Annotated in this window: 15 protein-coding genes; 4 read left to right on the forward strand and 11 right to left on the reverse strand. The window is 61.5% G+C overall.

From position 1 onward, the window contains the following. Nucleotides 1-66: 66 nt before the first annotated feature. From CD175_RS29780 to CD175_RS29795, 3 genes are all read right to left on the reverse strand, one after another. Complete coding sequence (locus tag CD175_RS29780; RefSeq protein ID WP_104451479.1) at nucleotides 67-330, reverse strand: DUF6124 family protein; 264 nt, start codon at nucleotides 328-330, stop codon at nucleotides 67-69. Nucleotides 331-1,102: 772 nt separating this feature from the next. Then, nucleotides 1,103-1,885, reverse strand: coding sequence for a response regulator transcription factor (locus tag CD175_RS29790; protein ID WP_104451480.1), 783 nt, complete (start codon nucleotides 1,883-1,885; stop codon nucleotides 1,103-1,105). Nucleotides 1,886-1,999: 114 nt separating this feature from the next. Beyond that, nucleotides 2,000-2,470 carry a prepilin peptidase gene (locus CD175_RS29795; RefSeq protein ID WP_104451481.1) on the reverse strand — a complete coding sequence of 157 codons (471 nt, stop codon included), beginning with the start codon at nucleotides 2,468-2,470 and terminating at the stop codon, nucleotides 2,000-2,002. 75 nt (nucleotides 2,471-2,545) lie between these two features. Here CD175_RS29795 and CD175_RS29800 point away from each other — a divergent pair, with 75 nt between their 5' ends. Both CD175_RS29800 and CD175_RS29805 read left to right on the forward strand, forming a co-directional pair. Continuing rightward, nucleotides 2,546-2,986: a TadE/TadG family type IV pilus assembly protein gene (locus CD175_RS29800; RefSeq protein ID WP_104451482.1), complete on the forward strand. Its 441-nt coding sequence runs from the start codon at nucleotides 2,546-2,548 to the stop codon at nucleotides 2,984-2,986. Continuing rightward, nucleotides 2,983-5,724, forward strand: a complete 2,742-nt coding sequence (locus CD175_RS29805) for a PAS domain-containing sensor histidine kinase (protein ID WP_104451483.1) — start codon at nucleotides 2,983-2,985, stop codon at nucleotides 5,722-5,724. Before CD175_RS29800 ends, CD175_RS29805 begins: the two co-directional genes overlap by 4 nt. Here the strand turns inward: CD175_RS29805 and CD175_RS29810 are convergent. From CD175_RS29810 to CD175_RS29830, 5 genes are all read right to left on the reverse strand, one after another. Continuing rightward, on the reverse strand, nucleotides 5,721-7,691 hold the full coding sequence (locus CD175_RS29810; protein ID WP_104451484.1) for a pilus assembly protein TadG-related protein: 1,971 nt from the start codon (nucleotides 7,689-7,691) through the stop codon (nucleotides 5,721-5,723). The genes CD175_RS29805 and CD175_RS29810 overlap by 4 nt on opposite strands. A 351-nt stretch (nucleotides 7,692-8,042) precedes the next feature. Next, the gene (locus CD175_RS29815; RefSeq protein WP_104451485.1) at nucleotides 8,043-8,606 is read right to left on the reverse strand and encodes a DUF4136 domain-containing protein; all 564 of its coding nucleotides are present in this window, start codon (nucleotides 8,604-8,606) and stop codon (nucleotides 8,043-8,045) included. 37 nt (nucleotides 8,607-8,643) lie between these two features. Next, nucleotides 8,644-9,252, reverse strand: a complete 609-nt coding sequence (locus CD175_RS29820; RefSeq protein WP_104451486.1) for a DUF4136 domain-containing protein — start codon at nucleotides 9,250-9,252, stop codon at nucleotides 8,644-8,646. A gap of 12 nt (nucleotides 9,253-9,264) precedes the next feature. Then, complete coding sequence (locus tag CD175_RS29825) at nucleotides 9,265-10,014, reverse strand: methyltransferase domain-containing protein (RefSeq protein WP_102700479.1); 750 nt, start codon at nucleotides 10,012-10,014, stop codon at nucleotides 9,265-9,267. Then, nucleotides 10,014-10,316, reverse strand: a complete 303-nt coding sequence (locus CD175_RS29830; protein WP_007971343.1) for a MazG-like family protein — start codon at nucleotides 10,314-10,316, stop codon at nucleotides 10,014-10,016. Before CD175_RS29830 ends, CD175_RS29825 begins: the two co-directional genes overlap by 1 nt. Nucleotides 10,317-10,574: 258 nt before the next feature. Here CD175_RS29830 and CD175_RS29835 point away from each other — a divergent pair, with 258 nt between their 5' ends. Then, on the forward strand, nucleotides 10,575-10,868 hold the full coding sequence (locus CD175_RS29835) for a hypothetical protein (protein ID WP_104451487.1): 294 nt from the start codon (nucleotides 10,575-10,577) through the stop codon (nucleotides 10,866-10,868). A 67-nt stretch (nucleotides 10,869-10,935) separates the two neighbouring features. Then, complete coding sequence (locus tag CD175_RS29840) at nucleotides 10,936-12,285, forward strand: MATE family efflux transporter (protein ID WP_104451488.1); 1,350 nt, start codon at nucleotides 10,936-10,938, stop codon at nucleotides 12,283-12,285. Nucleotides 12,286-12,296: 11 nt separating this feature from the next. On the opposite strand, the gene CD175_RS29845 is transcribed toward CD175_RS29840, so the two are convergent. The 3 genes from CD175_RS29845 to speA form a co-directional block, all read right to left on the reverse strand. Beyond that, entirely contained in the window at nucleotides 12,297-13,097 is an 801-nt protein-coding gene (locus CD175_RS29845) for a DUF4123 domain-containing protein (protein WP_104451489.1), read from the reverse strand. Beyond that, nucleotides 13,094-14,413, reverse strand: coding sequence for a type VI secretion system Vgr family protein (locus CD175_RS29850; RefSeq protein WP_104451490.1), 1,320 nt, complete (start codon nucleotides 14,411-14,413; stop codon nucleotides 13,094-13,096). Before CD175_RS29850 ends, CD175_RS29845 begins: the two co-directional genes overlap by 4 nt. Before the next feature lie 231 nt (nucleotides 14,414-14,644). After that, nucleotides 14,645-16,558 carry an arginine decarboxylase gene (speA, locus tag CD175_RS29855; protein ID WP_007971353.1) on the reverse strand — a complete coding sequence of 638 codons (1,914 nt, stop codon included), beginning with the start codon at nucleotides 16,556-16,558 and terminating at the stop codon, nucleotides 14,645-14,647. Between the last annotated feature and the right edge of the window lie 195 nt (nucleotides 16,559-16,753).

Raw genomic sequence — 16,753 nt, forward strand, 5'->3', positions numbered from 1 at the left:
ATTCCCGGACCTGGGGCTGCTTCGCAGCCCAACGGGGGCGAGCCCCCTCGCCACAAGGGGTCGTGTTCAGTCTTGCGGATCGAGATTATCCAGTGCCCGATTCACCGCCAGCTCCCCCAGCATGATCACCTGCGCAATCCCCAGCAGGGTGTTGCGCTGCGAGCCTTCGAGAAACCCCGCAAAATCACTCGCCATCACACTCGCCGATGCCAGCGATTCACAGGCATGGGCCAGCAGGGTCTCGGTGTCGATGTTGGGGGCGATGACGAACATCGTGCTGGGTTTGTGAGCGGTAGGTTGTTTGGGGGGATTGGGGGTGGGTTTGATCATCGTTGCACCTCTGGGATGAAATGGAGCCACGTCCAAATTGCCGCGAAGCAAATTGGGGTGGCAGCTGTACGCGGGTTCGCGGACCGATCCCAGAGGCAGCTCGGCATACCCGAAGGTATCCCGCGCACAGTCGCCATGACACAGGACGACAGACACAAGAAAGTGTTGTCGTCAGGTGGAGCGATTATGCCTTAGGAATCGAGCCGCGACGCCCGGACGCTGAACTTTCAGCGACCGACAAAGGCTAGAGATCGCGCTTCCGACGGACAACCTGAAAAGCGTGTCGGAGGTTTCCCAGGGATTTGAGGAAAACCACACAGAAATGTGTCGGCTGGAAGGACGTCATCGCGGGCAAGCCCGCTCCCACAGAAGAGCAAAGGCCGGTCGGCGTACACCCACGCTCCCCACCACTCAACAGGCCGAGCGTTAGCTCGCCTGCAGCTCTTGATCTTGATCCACCCGCCCCCTCGGCAGGCTGAGTGGAGGTGTTCATCCGGGGATGGGCGCGCAGCGCCGTTCGACGCAGTCGAACTCATTGCATGTAGGTCGAAGCGAAGCCGACCGGAGGGCAATGCCCCCGGATGGACACCGGAGCGAAGGAACCCCGAGCCTAGGCGAGGGGCCGTACGTAAGGGGCGAGACCTTTGGTTACTTTGGGGCGTTTGCCAAAGTGACCCGCTGTAAGAGCGGAACCGTAGGCAGCCGTTACCGCAGGAATGGATATGTACTCAACTTAAACCACCAGCATGGTCGGCCCAGAGGCAGCCAAGCCTCAATGCGCCGTAACCCGCTGCCGCCCCCCCGAACCACTGGGCGACAAAGCCAACGCCAACTGCGTCCGATTATGCATATGCGTCAACCGCAACACCTGCGACACATACAACTTCACCGTGTTCTCGGTAATCCCCAACTCACAGGCAATCTGATAATTGGTCTGCCCCTTGCCCACCAACCGCGCCACTTCCAGTTGCCGCGGAGACAGCTGGTTGAAAATCGCCGGAATCTCCACCGCATCAGAATCAGCGACACCCCGACCACCCGCGTCTGCCGCCTGCGGCCCGCGCCGAACCTTGTCCAGGTCCTGGTACAGATCATCGATCGACTCGGACAAATACTGCAGCTTCTGGTTCAAATGCCCCAACTGCAGGTTCTTGTGCCTCTCCTGCAAGGCCACTTCCTGCCGCTGCAAACCTTCGAACAACTCATTCAGATCGATCGGTTTCTGGTAATAGTCGGACACGCCAGCGCGCAGGGCCTTGATCACGTCCTGCTTGTCGGCACACCCGGTGAGCATGATCGCCTCGAACACCCGGTGCTTGCCCGACAGTCGTTGCAGCTCCTGCATCAGCGCAATACCGTCCATGCCGGGCATGTGAAAGTCCAGCAGCACCAGACCGATATCGAGGTCTTCGCTGAAACGCTTGATCGCCTGATAGCCCGATTCGCAGGGAACACAGCGGTAACCTTTGCCCTCCAGAAATTCGCAAAGCTCTTCAACGATCAATGGCGCATCGTCGACCACAAGGACTTTTACTGCCGAAGTAAACTTGCTCACGAGTAACTCCCTGTCAGGTCAAAGGTTGACCCGTCCCACACCGACAGCCAGTGGCTGTACAACTTCTGTCTGAAAAGTAGACGCAGTTTCCGGCTATGTACACAAAAGGGTCGACTAGTGGAGCCACGCCAATGTCAGCATCAGCCCCGCCAGCACGAAGGGTGCAAATGGCTGCCTCTTTGACATTTCAGGCGCCATGTAAAAAAGATGGGTTCTAAGCCCTTGACTCATATGGAGCCAGACTCTTGGCGCCAGCAGCAGCCAGAAAACACTGGCCAATCCGGCGCCAATAAACGTGCCGAGCACGTGCATACCGTCCGTCGCAAGACCCAGGGCGGCCATGAGTTTCACGTCCCCGCCGCCCATTCGCTTCATGGCGTAGCCCGGTAGCGTGAAGCCCACAGCCAACAAAAAAGCCCAGCCGCCCTGTTGCGCTTCGGCCCCCAACCAGGTCGTGCCGCTCCACAGCAACCACGCCAGGGCCAGGGCGCCGGCGCCCAGGGTCAGACCATTGGCGATGTGCCGTTGCCGGGCATCCTGTGCGGCGCAAAGCGCCAGCCAGATCAATAGGACAAAGCTCTGCATTCGGTAAAAAACGTCCGTTTTGGCTGAATGATTCTATGCTGACATTACTCAGTGTTGGTCAGGGTAGACGCACTCATGAAAGCCAGCCTCCCCCACAAACAAAAAGGCGCCGCCGCGATTGAATTCGCCCTGGTGTTCATCATTTTCTTTGGCGTGTTCTACGGCATTATCAGTTACAGCCTGCCATTGCTGTTGATGCAGTCATTCAACCAGTCGACCGCCGAAGCCGTGCGCCGCAGCGTGGCGCTGGACCCGGCTACCCCCGGTTACGATGCCGCACTGATCAACCGCGCCACGACGGAACTGAGTACGCAATTGGCCTGGATTCCCGCGGCACTGAACTTCAATGTCGCCACCGATGCCTCCACGACGTACACCAGCGGACTGCTGACCGTCGCCATTCATTACCCCTCGAATAAAATCAACGCGGTGATCCCGTTCCTGACCCTGCCGGGCATCGGTCGGGTACCCAATCTGCCGGCCACTCTCACGGCCAGTGCGAGCCTGCAATTTTGAGTGCCGGGGACAAATTGTTCGGGCGCCTGCTCCACCGCCACCCGCCGCCCCCACCGGAGCCGCCGGAGGCACTGCGGGTGCCCGGCTTCGGCTTGCAGATGCAGCTCAATGCCGATGGGCGTGTCGTTCAATTGAGCGGTCCGCTGCGCCACTTGCTGGCCCAGCAAACCCCCGGCGCACTGGCACCGCACCTGCTCGACTTCCTGTTGCCCCACAGCGGCCTGATCATCGAAGGCGCGCCGGCGCAATGGCAGGGACAAACCCTGGACCTGGACTTCTACAGTCTCAATGGTCCGCCCCTGCATTTGCGCGGCTGGGTGCAACCCTTGGCCGATGCCTGGTTGTTGCAGATGCTCGACATCGGCGACTTGTTGCTCGAGCGCCGGCAATCACGCAACCGCGAGCAATGCCAGGTGTTGGCGCTGCAAATCGCCGAACAGTTGCGCCTGTGCAGCCTGACACGCCTGCCCGAGATGCTGGGCGAACAACTGCAAAGCCTGGCCCAGCGCTTTCAGATCCCCTGCATTGCCCTGGCCTTGCTCGATGAGCAGGAACAGGGTTGGCAGATTCACCAGCACTACACGGCTTTCGATGCACCCCAGCTATGGCAAAACGACCAGCGCCTGGGCACGGGGCTGGACAGTTTGAGCGGCTCGGCCCCCCAGTACCTGACCCCGCGCGAACACCCGCGCCTGCAAGGCATGTTCGGCAATACCGATGGCTTCGCCGTGCCCTACCACGATGCGCAAGGGGTGGTCGCCTGGTTGCTGTGCGGTTTCTACACGCCGCAACAACGCGCCCCCGATGTCACCGAACGCGACTGGCTGCAAATCACCGCCGCGCTCGCCAGCCCCTTGCTCGAACGCCTGCGCGAGCACCGGCATCACCTGCAACTGGAACGCCTGGAATCGCTGCAAGCGTTGCTGGGCACAGGCTGGTGGGAAGTTTTCAGCGACAGCGAAGAGGTGCAGTTGGCACCTTCGCTGGCAACGACCCTGAACCTTGGAACATCGCGTTTACCCGTACAGGACTGGCTCGACCAGGTGTATCCCGCCGACCGCGAAGAGCTGCGCATCTGCCTGCAGGACTTGCAGGCGTCGGGCATGCCGCTGCTGTTGTGCGTGCGCCTGTATCGCCCCGACGATGGACTCGAACCCGTCTGGTATCGCCTGCAAGGCCAGGCGCTGGGCGTGGGCAAAAACCGTCGGCTGGTGGGTTTCATGCACGACATCAGCGACATCAAGAATCAGCAACAGAGCGCCGCTGCCACCCATGCACGGCTGGACAATCTGATCGCCAGTTCACCGGCGGTGATTTATGTACAGCGCTATGACGAAGGCGCTCTGCAACCGGTGTTCTTCAGCGACAGCCTGTTCCCGTTGCTCGGCTGGACCCTGGCCGACTGCGCACCCGGAACACTGGTGGAGCGGGTGCATCCCGACGACCGCCTGCAGTATTTCGAGCGCACGCGGCTGTTGCTGCGTGAAGGCTCGGTGCGCGCCCGCTATCGATTGCGCGACAGTCACGGTGACTATCACTGGCTGCTCGATGAAGCGAAGTTGTTGCGCGACGACCTCGGCTTGCCGGTGGAAGCCGTGGGCCTGTGGCTGGACGTCACCGAAGCGACCCTGGCGACCGAGCAGGTCAGGCAGAGTGAGGAACGCTACCGGATTCTGGTGGAAGACTCGCCGGCGATGATCTGCCGCTACCAGCCGGACCTGACCCTGACTTTCGGCAACCGCCCGCTGGCCAGCTATCTGGAATTGGCGCCCGAACAATTGCCGGGGGTGAATCTGGGCAACTGGATGTCCGGGGAACAGCGCGAGGCATTCACCCGGCGGCTGAACCATTTGAGCCCGGAGTTTCCAGTCAGCACCGCCGAGATCAACCTGCAACTGCCCGGCCGCGAACACGCCTGGTGGGTCTGGTCCGATCGCGGGGTGTTCGACGAACAGGGCCGCCTGCTCGAGGTCCAGGCCGTGGGGCGCGACAACACCGAGGTACGACGCTCGCAGCAGCAGCTCACACAAAGCGCGAAAATGGCCACCCTCGGTGAAATGGCCACCGGCCTGGCCCATGAGATCAACCAGCCGTTGAACGTGATGCGCATGGCCATCGTCAATGTCCTCAAGCGCCTCAACAACGGCGACGTGCAGGTCGATTACCTGATCGACAAGCTCACCCGCATCGACACCCAGGTGCAGCGCGCCGCGCGGGTGGTGGACCACATGCGGGTGTTCGGCCGCCGCTCGGAAATCGAGCAGCAACCGTTCAACCCTGCCCAGGCCATCGAAGGCACGCTGGCGCTGTTGTCCGAGGGGATGCGCGGCAAAGGCGTCGACCTGCGCATCAGCGAGACCGGTTTTGAAGTGCTGGTGCGCGGCTACGTCGATCAGCTTGAGCAGGTGCTGATCAACCTGATGGTCAACGCCCGGGATGCATTGCTCGGCAAGCGCGAGGCCAACCCCGATTTCAAACCGTGGATTTCGCTGTACGCCGAACGGGATACACACACGGTACGCCTGTGGGTCGAGGACAACGGCGGCGGTATCGACCCGCGTTTGCTGGAGCGGATTTTCGAGCCGTTCTTCACCACCAAACCGGTGGGCGTCGGTACCGGTCTGGGACTCTCGGTGAGTTACGGCATCGTCGAAAACATGGGCGGCAGACTGAGTGTCAGGAACTCCACCGAGGGTGCGCGGTTCTGCATCGAATTACCGATTGTGGTACCGGACTAGATCACCAGGGAGGGGCGTCCGGGCGGTTTGCAACTGAGATTGGCGCCGACATCGACCGTGTTCAAGGTGATCCCGAGGTTGGCCAGCAGGCTGTCGAGAATGGGGTCGACCAAGGGGCTGAGCAAGCCCTGGATCGCAACGCCCAGCGTGCTTTGCACACCGTTGAGGGTACCGGCCGCAACGACCAGCAAGTCCCCCAACAAACTCGACCCGGTCGGCTTGTAGGCCTCAACCTGAATCCCCCCCAACGTGCTTTTCAGGCTGTTGACGATGCCTTGCGTGCCCAGGCTATAGACCAGCGGCGGCTGCTTGATTTCCGGTGGTTGGTTGTACACGTGGTTGCTTTGGGTGCTGGCGACTGAAGTGTCGACTTTTACCCCTAGTCCCCCGCCATAGAACGGAACGCGAGTGCTCTGATTGCAAAACCCGAACACACAACTGACCTTGCCGACATCAATCAACGCCAGGGGCTGAACACTGACATCGGCCGACGATGAAAACGCATTGGCGGTGTCGATCTTGCCGACTTTGAGTTTCACCAGCGACGTGTTGGTCTGGGTGGTCAGGGTTTTGGTGGCGTCGCTGACGCAGGTGTAGGCAGTGACATGGCTATCGGCTGCGGCCACTTCCAGGGAAATGTCGATGGTTGGCGTGGGCAGGATCTTCAGATCGGTTTTGTCGCAAGAGCCGGTCAATGTGCAAAGCAACGAACTGAGCGTACCGGCCAGGTTCAAGTGCAACAGATTATTCAACGTATCCGTCAGCCCGCTGACCAAGGCGTTGCTGGTGATGGCGCTGGCCAGACCACTGATGCCGGACAGCACTGGCAAATTGAGCGACAGCACCGTGCGCACCTGGGCGGTGCGCACGTAAATCCGGTTGGGATCATTGAGCTGGCCAGTGACCAGCGCCGGGTTGCCAATGGCCGACAACTGCGGTGGCTGGATGACTTTGACCTTGACCCCGCCATTGACCAGCCCCGGAATGCTCAACGGGATGTTGGCGACGGCGGCATTCTGGCTGTTGGCCAACTGGATGAAGGCCTCGACCAACTGAAACACCTGCAAATTGGTATTGAGAGCCGACGACACCGTGCCCGTTTGCAGTTGCAGTAATTGCCCCAGAACAAGCGACGTACTGCCCGCAGCCACCTTCAGACCGGTCAGGCCGCTGACCGCCAGGCTGGTGCTCGTGCCACCGGCCTGGAGTACCGTGATGGCGGAGTCCAGCAGTTGAGTCAGGGCGATGTTTTTGCTCAGCAGCGTGGTGTAGTCCCCGGCGGTGACGTGAGCATCAATGGCCAGTTGATTGAGATAACCGAGCAGGCTGATCTGCGTATCAACCAGCCCCTGCCACCCGGCAACACTCAGGTTCAGGCTGCCACCGAGCATCTGCCCCAGCAGCAGGTTCAAGGCCGCTGATTGGCTGGAATCGACCAGCAGCGCCGTACTGCCGATGGTCAACATCGCCAGGGGTGGAAGGACCGCCGGCGCACTGACCGCCGTCGCCGTCAGTTGGGTGGTCAGGCTGACGGGGCCGGGGCCCATCAGCGCATAGATACCCGCCGCCACGCTGGTCTGCACGGTGTGGGTGACAATCACCCGAACCGCGTCTTTTTTACCGGCATCAGCCAGGAAGGTCCGAAGGTTGTTGGCCCCCGTCTGCAATGTGCCGCAGGTGGTGTTCAGGGTCATGCTGTCGGCGGCGTCGTAGCCGTTGCGGGTGGCGCTGGCCTGGGCATATGTCGCCGCAGTGGCCGCCGGCACCAGGCAATCGCCGTTGCGCGTGACCGCTTCCAGCACCGCCACGTCGGCGATGCGCTGCAACTTGCGTTGCTCCAGGTATAACCTGCCGGTATCGACCACCAGCAACATGAACCCCAGCGCCAGCGTCAGCGTCAACGCGGCCATTAAGCCGATCGCGCCCCGTTGCCGGGCCGGGCCGCGAAACTGCATGCGGGGAGACATGGCGCACTCCTTTGCCGGCGCACGGCCGGGCGCGACCTCCGTTGGTGAAAGGCAGTGTAGACAAGGGTTACCGAGAATGCTGGCAACTCGCCAGCGCAGACGATAAAAAAGAGGGTCTTCACGCACTTCCGGAAAACTGTAGGAGCCGGCTTGCCGGCGATGGACTCAAATGCACCGCGTATATCCAGCTCTCACGCGTTATCGTTAACGACCATCGCTGCGATGCGGCGACCCGACAAGCCAGCTCCTGCATGAGACCGCGTCCGGGTCGAAAATGAAGTGACTTCCAAACCAGTGAAAGCCCCATAAAAAACCCCTGTGAGGCACAGGGGTTTTTATGGGCGGATGATTCTAGGAGGCGTGCGGTGGATAGTTGGCCAATATCCGCGTGACTGTTTCCAGGATGGCATCACGACGATCCGACGGGTTCGGTGTGCGGCTGAGTATCTGTTCGTCACTGCCACGCCACACCAATTTGCCGTCCTTGCCATCGAGCAGGTCGATCTGGATGGTGGCCACCTTGTAGCTGACATTACGGGTTTCGTTATACATGGGCGCGCCATAGTAGCCATACCACGGGTACCCCCACCCGCCGCCGTAGTTGGTGGTCACCTGCTGTTCCCGCTCTTCGACAATCAGGTAGGTCTGCACATTCAAGTCACCCTTGGCACCCGCGGCGGCCGGGCGCAGACCGCGCTGGTCCAGTTGATCGGCAACCGCCTGACGGATGCGCTGGTCGGTCAGGTCACTCTTGATCCGTGGATCATCGGGACGATATTGCACGGCGGGTTCTTTCCACGCCCAGCTGCGATAGGCAGCAAAATCGCGGCTGGCGTCAAAATCATGATTGACCTGGTTGGCGGCGCAGGCACTGAGCAGCGCGACCATGGCCAGTAGAAGGAAACGGCGGAACATGATGGTTCTCCTGCGAAATGCTTCTTATCTACAGAAGCTAACTAGGAGGATACGCCGACATCGCCTTTTCCACAGCCTCCCGTATGGCATCGGCGCGCTCGCTTTCGCTGCCCCGGTTGCCGGTTTCAGCGCTGGAGCTCCATATCGGCTGACCGCTTTTGGCGTCATACATATCCACCTGAACCACCACGACCTGTTCCTGATAGGTACGGATGATCGGCACGGTGGCGTATCCACCATATCCAGGGCCGTAGCCGTTGTAGCCGCCATAAGCGCCGCCGTAATAGTCGTCCTGAACCTGACGCAAGCGGGTTTCCAGGCGCAGGTCGGCGCTGACAAACAGGTCGGCCGGGCGATTGTCGTGCAACGGGCGCAAGCCGCGCTGGTCCAGCGCATTGCTGACCGCTTCGGCAATCTGTGCGGAATCAGCCCAGGCCGTGCCCGGTGGCAGGTGCCCGTCGAGCCAGGCCCAACTGCGGTAGCGCCCATAATCACGGGGTGCTGCCGGGTAAGCGCTGCGGTCGAAGGTCTTGGCGGCCTGGGGCGGTGCCGGAGGCAAGGGGTTGGACGTGGCGACATAAGGGTTGCTGCCCTGACAGGCCGCCAGCCCCAGGCAGAACAGCAGTACACCTGAATGACTTTTCATTGCGTGCTCCGATCAGACAGGCCGACAGATCCAGTGCAAGTAACGCCCAAGCCCGGCATAGGCTGGATGACGGCGGTGGGCCAGTTCCATTTCCAGCAGGTCCACCAGCTCGGCGCGGGCCTGGAATTCCACCGGCATGTAATCGTGAAAAACCCGCACGCCACTCTGGGTTTCGACCCGCCACAGACCTTCAAGTTGCGCCGCCAGCTCGCGCGGATCAAGGGGCTGCTGCGGGGTCAGGCTCTGCTTTTCGCCGGCCATGTCGTTCTTGCGCATCTTGCGGAAATGGCCCTTGAGCAAGTTGCGATAAATCAGCGCGTCGCGGTTGTAGAACGCCAGGGACAGCCAGCCGTCCGCCTTGGTCAGTTGATGCAGCACCGGCAGGATGGCGTGGGGTTCGGCCAGCCACTCCAGCACGGCGTGGCACAGCACCAGGTCGTAGGGTTCGGTGAGCTGCCCGAGCAGTTCCTGCCAGGGTGCCTGAATGAAGGTGGCGCTCTGCCCGGCTTCGGCAAAACGTTGGCGGGCGCCTTCGAGCATCGGTTCGGCAGGTTCGGCGAGGGTCACCTGATGGCCACGCTGGGCCAGCCACAACGACATGTGGCCAAGGCCAGCGCCGATGTCCAGCACGCGCAGCGGGCGGTCGGGCAAGGTTTCGGCCAGATCGGCCTGCAACACCGCCAGACGGATCGCACCTTTGGCGCCGCCGTAGATTTTTTCAGCGAAACGGGTCGCCAGTTGATCGAAATGACGGTCGCTCATCAGCTGAACCTCCGCTCGCTGTCCGCCAGCTTGCTGCGTACCACAGCCTCCATGTCCAGGCCCAGCTCGCTGCACAACAGCAACAGATAAAGCACGATGTCACCGACTTCCTGCCCGGCATGGGCGAGTTTGTCCGCCGGCAACTGGCGTGACTGGTCTTCGGTCAGCCACTGGAAAATCTCCACCAGCTCGGACATTTCCACGCTCGCGGCCATGGCCAGGTTTTTCGGGCTGTGAAATTGCCGCCAGTCATTGCGGTCACGGATGGCGTGCAGGCGTTCGGTCAGTTCAACAAGGTTCATCGGGCTCTCCTGAAGACGTATAGCTTCGGGGGGATGACGAGTGAAGGCAAGTGACAACGGCTCAGTGTCCCGTTTGTTTTTTGTAGGAGCGAGCCTGCTCGCGAAGGCGGCGGCACATCCAACATTGATGTGTCTGATCCAATGCTTTCGCGAGCAGGCTCGCTCCCACAGTTACAGTGCACGCTCTATGCTTGTGGGAACTCGGCAGCATGATCGACAGCCCAAGGCTCAATTCTCTTTAATCAGGACGTTCACTCCATGCAGGTAGAAGGTTTTTTCGAATGGCTCGGCCAGGTACTCGGCTCGATCATCCGCTTCATCGTTGATGGCCTCAGTGGGCTGTTCAATCTGTTGAGCAACGCCAGCAGCAATTTTGTCGAAGGCTTGTCCAGAGCGCTGGGCATGGATACCTCCGTCGTCAGCATCGTGACCTTGATCCTCGGGCTGATCCTGCTGTGGTCGGCGATCCGCGCCTTTCTCAATGCGTCGTTCATCATGGGGATCATCTGGTTGATGCTGGGGCTTTGGTTGCTCAGCTGGATCATCCACTGACCCCAACAATTGATCGCGGCTTGCTCTTGATGTGCCGCTACAATGCCCGCTCCCCCAAGGAGCCTGCATGTCCAACCTGACCGCCGACTGGCGCGACCGCCCTACCCATCGCCGGGTCTGGGCACTCGCCGCGCCGATGATTCTTTCGAACATTTCCGTACCGCTGGTGGCACTGGTCGACAGCACCGTCATCGGTCACCTGCCCCACGCCCATCAACTCGGCGCCGTCGCGGTCGGGGCCAGTCTGTATACCTTCCTTGCCTGGGCCATGGGTTTTCTGCGCATGGGCTCCACCGGGTTCGCCGCCCAGGCGGCCGGGCGCGGAGATGGTGCGGCCTTGCGCCAGATTCTGTTGCAAGGCCTGTTGCTCGCCTTCGGCCTGGCCCTGGTCCTGGGTGCTGTAGGCGTGCCGTTGAGCACAGTGGCGCTGCACTTCATGCAACCGTCGGCGGAGCTCGATCAACTGACCCGCGAGTTTTTCCACACCCGTCTGTTCGGGCTGCCCGCGGCGCTGGCCAGTTATGCACTGGTCGGCTGGTTTCTCGGCACCCAGAATGCCCGGGCGCCGCTGGCGATTTTGCTGAGTACCAACCTGATCAATATCGCCCTGAACCTGTGGTTCGTCCTCGGCCTCGAATGGGGCGTGGTCGGTGCGGCCCGGGCCTCGGTGATTGCCGAATGGACGGGGGCGCTGATCGGCTTGCTGATGACCCGCAAGGCCCTGCGTGCCTATCCCGGGCATATCGTCTGGGCGGCATTGGCGCTGTGGCAGAGTTGGCGGCCATTGCTGGCGGTCAACCGCGACATCTTCATCCGCAGCCTGGCGCTGCAGTCGGTGTTTTTCCTGATCACGGTGCAGGGCACGCGGCTGGGCGACGCCACGGTCGCGGCCAATGCCCTGCTGCTCAACGGTTTGCTGCTGACCGCCCACGCCCTCGATGGCCTGGCCCACGCCGTGGAAGCGCTGTGCGGGCATGCCCTCGGCGCCCGCGACCGCGATGCCCTGCGTCGTTCATTGGTGGTGGCGGGCGGCTGGTCGTTGCTGGCGAGCCTGGGCTTTGCCGCGTTGTTTCTGTTCGCCGGGCATTTGTTCATCGAGATGCAGACCGACATTCAGAGTGTGCGCGACACCGCGTTCATCTACCTGCCCTACCTCGCCGTACTGCCGCTGATTGCCGTCTGGAGCTACCTGCTCGACGGCCTTTTCATCGGCGCCACCCGCGCCAGGGAAATGCGCAACGGCATGGTGCTGACCCTGGTGCTGGTGCTGCCTTTCGGCTGGGCACTGCAAGGCTGGGGCAACCATGGCCTGTGGATGACCTTTTTGCTGTTCATGCTGCTGCGCAGCCTGACACTCGGCGTGATCGCCTGGCGCCTGCGCCGTCACGATGGCTGGTTTGCCGGCAGCACTCACTGAGCGGATCGACCTCATGGCCAGGGTGGGTTGTTCTGCCACAGGCGACGCAGGCTTTCGAAGCGCTCCTGCTGAGTCCTGCCCGGCAATGGCTGCACGGGGACGGCGTCGGGATACTGCAAGCGTAGCCATATCCAGCCATCAAGCACCGGGCGCTCGCTGAAACCCAGCGCCAGTCCTTCCTGCACATGGGCCCACAGGCGGGAGAAATCGGCCCCGGTGGATCGGTTCCAGCGCCAGGCATGTTGTTCGAGCAGGCAGGTTTGCAGTTTTCCCTGTTGCCCGGCACTGAGGCTCTCCTCGACTGCCAACGGGCTGACCGCCAGCCCGGGGTTGGACAAGCGCTGCCACCCCTCACATCCCGTTGCGCGATCTGCCCAGCTGCCGCCGAACCAACGCATCTGCTGGATCGGCCCTAGCCAGCGACTCAGTTCAGCGGCATCGCAAGCATCGAAAAAATAGCTGGCCGTGATCGGGTTGTAGTAGTTCAAAAGGGCCCGGTGCAAGCCAAGCGTAACCGTGAGCATGCGCCGTAAATGCGCCAGCAACGATGCAGCGCCGGCCTCGCTGACCATCAGCAATCCGGGCCAGCGTTGGCCGTCGACGATGCACAGATCGGCCAGTGCCGGGCAGGTGCGCAGATCGACCAGGACCGGCCCCTGCTCACGCAGCGCATGCCACTCCGTACCTTCGAACAACCCGGACCACCGGACTTGTGCAAACATCTGCCGAAGCGTGACACCCGCCTGCGGCGTGCCCGGTACATCCAGCAACAACCACTGCGGGGGCGCCTCGGGCGTGCGCGTGACGATCATGCTCCAGAGCTCTGGCCAAGCTGCGTCGCCAGACGACAGGTGCACAACGCCTGTGCGCAATGATTGAAACTGCCGCCGCCGGGCAGCAGGCACAGCATCAGCAGCGGCTCTGCCGAGTGCAACCATTGCTCCAGGCCCTCATCAGGGGTACAGAAGGCCTGGGGGGTGTCCGCGTTCGTCCCCTCGATCGTTGCCGGCGCATGCAGCACCCCGGATATCTGCGGCTGATCGGGATCACCTTCGACAAAACTCACGACCAGCTCGGTTCCTTCGCGCAATGGCGAGTACGTCTCGGCCTGCAACGGCCCGGCCAATGGCAGCCAACAGTGACTGGGCGCTGCCCCTTCGCCCTGGTAAAGCCAGTCGAATTGCACCGATACCGGCCTTGCCGGATCGGGGCCCTGTTCATCGACCTCGACGACCCACGCCCGCTGCAGGCTGTGCATCTGTGGCTTGCTCGTCGCGCAGGGCGGCTCGAAGCGGGCAGGCCATTGCAGGGCACGGGCCTGGTTGTGGTACGGCGTCGCCGTATCCTGACGGCCCCAATGTTCAATGCGGGTCACCAGCCAGAGCCGATTGCAATCGGCAACCGGATGACCGGACAGCGGCATCACCCGACCGCTGCGCAAGGTCGCCAGGTCTGTCCGGCATTCGACACTTTGCGCCGCTGTCGCAGCGCTACGCTGGCGTTCGAGCTGCCGCACTGCCGGCCGATCGCCCTTGCTGCGCATTATCGCAGGCTCTGCGGTTCGAAAATGTTGCTGATCGTCGCTGAACACCACGCAGTGCCCCCCGACCCGGTTTTCGAAGTGGAAATGCAGTCCTTCCTGGGCACACAGTCGCTGGAGAAATTGCAGGTCCGACTCTCGATATTGCGTGCAGAAATCCCGGGGCGGGTGGTCGCCGCTCAGCGCCAGGCGTCGATCCTTACCGGTAATGCCGTGCTCCTTGAGCACCTGATCGAGGATTTGCGGCACCGAACGGGCGCTGAAAATTCGTTGGCTGAAGCGCTGGGCCAGACAAGCCAGTCCTGGTCCCAGGCGCACCTGGCAGAGTCGGGGCCCCGAGGCATGATCACGCTGGACGAGTTCATGCAATTGCCCATGCACATGGTTTCCGGCTGGCCCGAAATGCAAGGAGGCCGGGCGGTACAGCAAACTGGCAAGGTCAAGCACCGGGTCATCGATCAGCAGCTCCAGGTCGAACACAAACGGCTCGCTGATGGCTTCTCTACCGGTAAAGGCCAGGACCTCAAAGGAGTCGGGCAAACCTGCAACATCCAGACGAAATGGCGGTTCGCTGACTGGGTTGAACATCGGCGTTTCTCTACGGGAGGGGCGGCCGGGGATTCTCGCTGAGAGACATGGCCGAGTAGAGTGCCGAAATACAAATTAGGAAATAACCTACGCGAAAAGAAGACCAAATGCGCTGGGTAGTCGAAACGCAGGTAATTTCGCGTGGAATCGGAGAATTGCCGCACCAGGTCATCTGAAATTTCCGAGGCAAAAGGAAAATTTTCAGACAACCTGATGAGCGTGGCGCTTACCTCAGGAAGACAGGTAAGACGAACGGGTCAGCCCCAGACGCAAGGCATCGAGGAACTGCGTGCGCTCGGTGGCGCTGATGCGGGCACTCGCGCACTTGTCGCGGTAGTGAGTCATCAACTCCTCCGGCGACAAGTGCACGTAACGCAGCATGTCTTCGATGGTGTCGTGGGTTTCGATACCGGCGTGGTACACGCTGCCGTCGGCGTTCTGGTAGATGTTCACCGAGTCGGTGTCACCGAACAGGTTGTGCATGTCGCCAAGAATTTCCTGGTAGGCACCGACCAGGAACACACCCAGCAGGTAGTCTTCACCTTCGTTCAGCGCGTGCACCGGCAAACTGGTTTCGATGCTCTGCTCGTCGACGTACTGGTTGATCTTGCCGTCGGAGTCACAGGTCAGGTCTTGCAGCACCGCACGACGCAGCGGCTCTTCGTCGAGGCGGTGCAGCGGGATGATCGGCAGGACCTGGTCGATGGCCCAGGTGTCCGGCAGGCTCTGGAACACCGAGAAGTTGCAGATGTACTTGTCGGCCAGTTTGTCGTTGAGTTCGTCCAGCACCTGACGGTGGGAACGCTGGCGCGCCTTGAGCGAGTTGTGCAGGCGACGGCACACCGCGAAGTAGCATTGCTCGGCCAGGGCTTTCTCGGCCAGGGTCAGCTTGCCGTCGGCGTACTGGGAGGCAACATCGCTCATGTAGTGCGTGGCGCGCCAGTAGGTTTCGGTGACCATCTCGATGTCGGTCGGGCCCAGCAGGTCCACCAGCCACTGCACGGTTTCCGGCAGCGCTTCCTTGTTCTCGATCTGCGGCACGTCGTCGTTGTGTTTCTCGACGTCGGTCACCTGGATCACCAACATGGCGTGGTGCGCGGTCAGGGAACGGCCGCTTTCGGAGAAGATGTTCGGGTGCGGCAGGCTCTGCGCATCGCAGAATTCCTTGAGCATCCCGACCACGACGCCGGCGTAATCGTCCATGTCGTAGTTGATCGAACTGGCGTTACGCGAGTGCGTGCCGTCGTAGTCCACGCCCAGGCCGCCACCGACATCGATGTGGTCCACCGGCAGGCCGAGGTTGCGCAACTCGCCGTAGTAACGGATCGCTTCTTTGAAGCCGTGCTGGTAGTCCGCCAGGTTGGCGATCTGCGAGCCCATGTGGAAGTGCAGCAGGCGAATGCCCTGGTCCAGGCCGGCCGCGCGGAAACGCTCGACCACCGACAGCAGTTGCGCCGCCGACAGGCCGAACTTGGATTTCTCGCCGCCGGTGTCTGCCCACTTGCTCGACGCCAGGGACGACAGGCGCACCCGCAGGCCGACCTGAGGCTTGACCTTGAGCGAGGTCGCTTCTTCGATCACCAGGCCGACTTCGGATTCTTTCTCGATCACGATGAACACGTTGTGGCCGAGCTTCTGGCCCATCAGCGCCAGGCGGATGAACTCACGGTCCTTGTAACCGTTGCAGACGATGGTGCCGCCCTTCGGCGCCAGGGCCAGCACCGCCAGCAGTTCGGGCTTGGACCCGGCTTCCAGACCGATGGAAACGTTCTGGGTGGCGATGATGTTTTCGATCACCGCTTCCTGCTGGTTCACCTTGATCGGATACAGCGCGGTGTACTTGCTCTGGTATTCCAGACGCTCGATGTTGGCATCGAACGCGCCCGTCAGCTGACGCACGCGGTCTTGCAGAATGTCCGGGAAACGGACCAGCAACGGCAAGGACAGGCCGCTTTTGCGCAGCTGGTCGACTTGCTCGAACAGGTCGATAGGCGAGCTGCTCGGACCGTTCGGACGAACTTCGACGCGACCGGCGTCATTGATCGCGAAATACCCGGCCCCCCAATGGCGAATCCCGTAAACACTGCGGCTGTCCGCAACTGTCCATTGGCTGCCATCGTCTTTGCGTGTGCGTCGTACGGACATCGAAGTCCCCTATAAAGAAGTCATAGTGCGTCGCCTGGGTTCAGGCCGGCGCAGTCTAAAGAATGAAAATGACGGTTCGTCAACGAGGCAATAGACCCCGCCGACCGCAGTGAGTTTAGAAACCGGTCATGAACAGGCTCTGTGAAAACCATGTGGACGGCGCCAGGCCTGAATGCCATCAGGACCGGGTCAAGC

This window comes from Pseudomonas laurylsulfatiphila (assembly GCF_002934665.1).
Classification (GTDB): Bacteria; Pseudomonadota; Gammaproteobacteria; order Pseudomonadales; family Pseudomonadaceae; genus Aquipseudomonas; species Aquipseudomonas laurylsulfatiphila.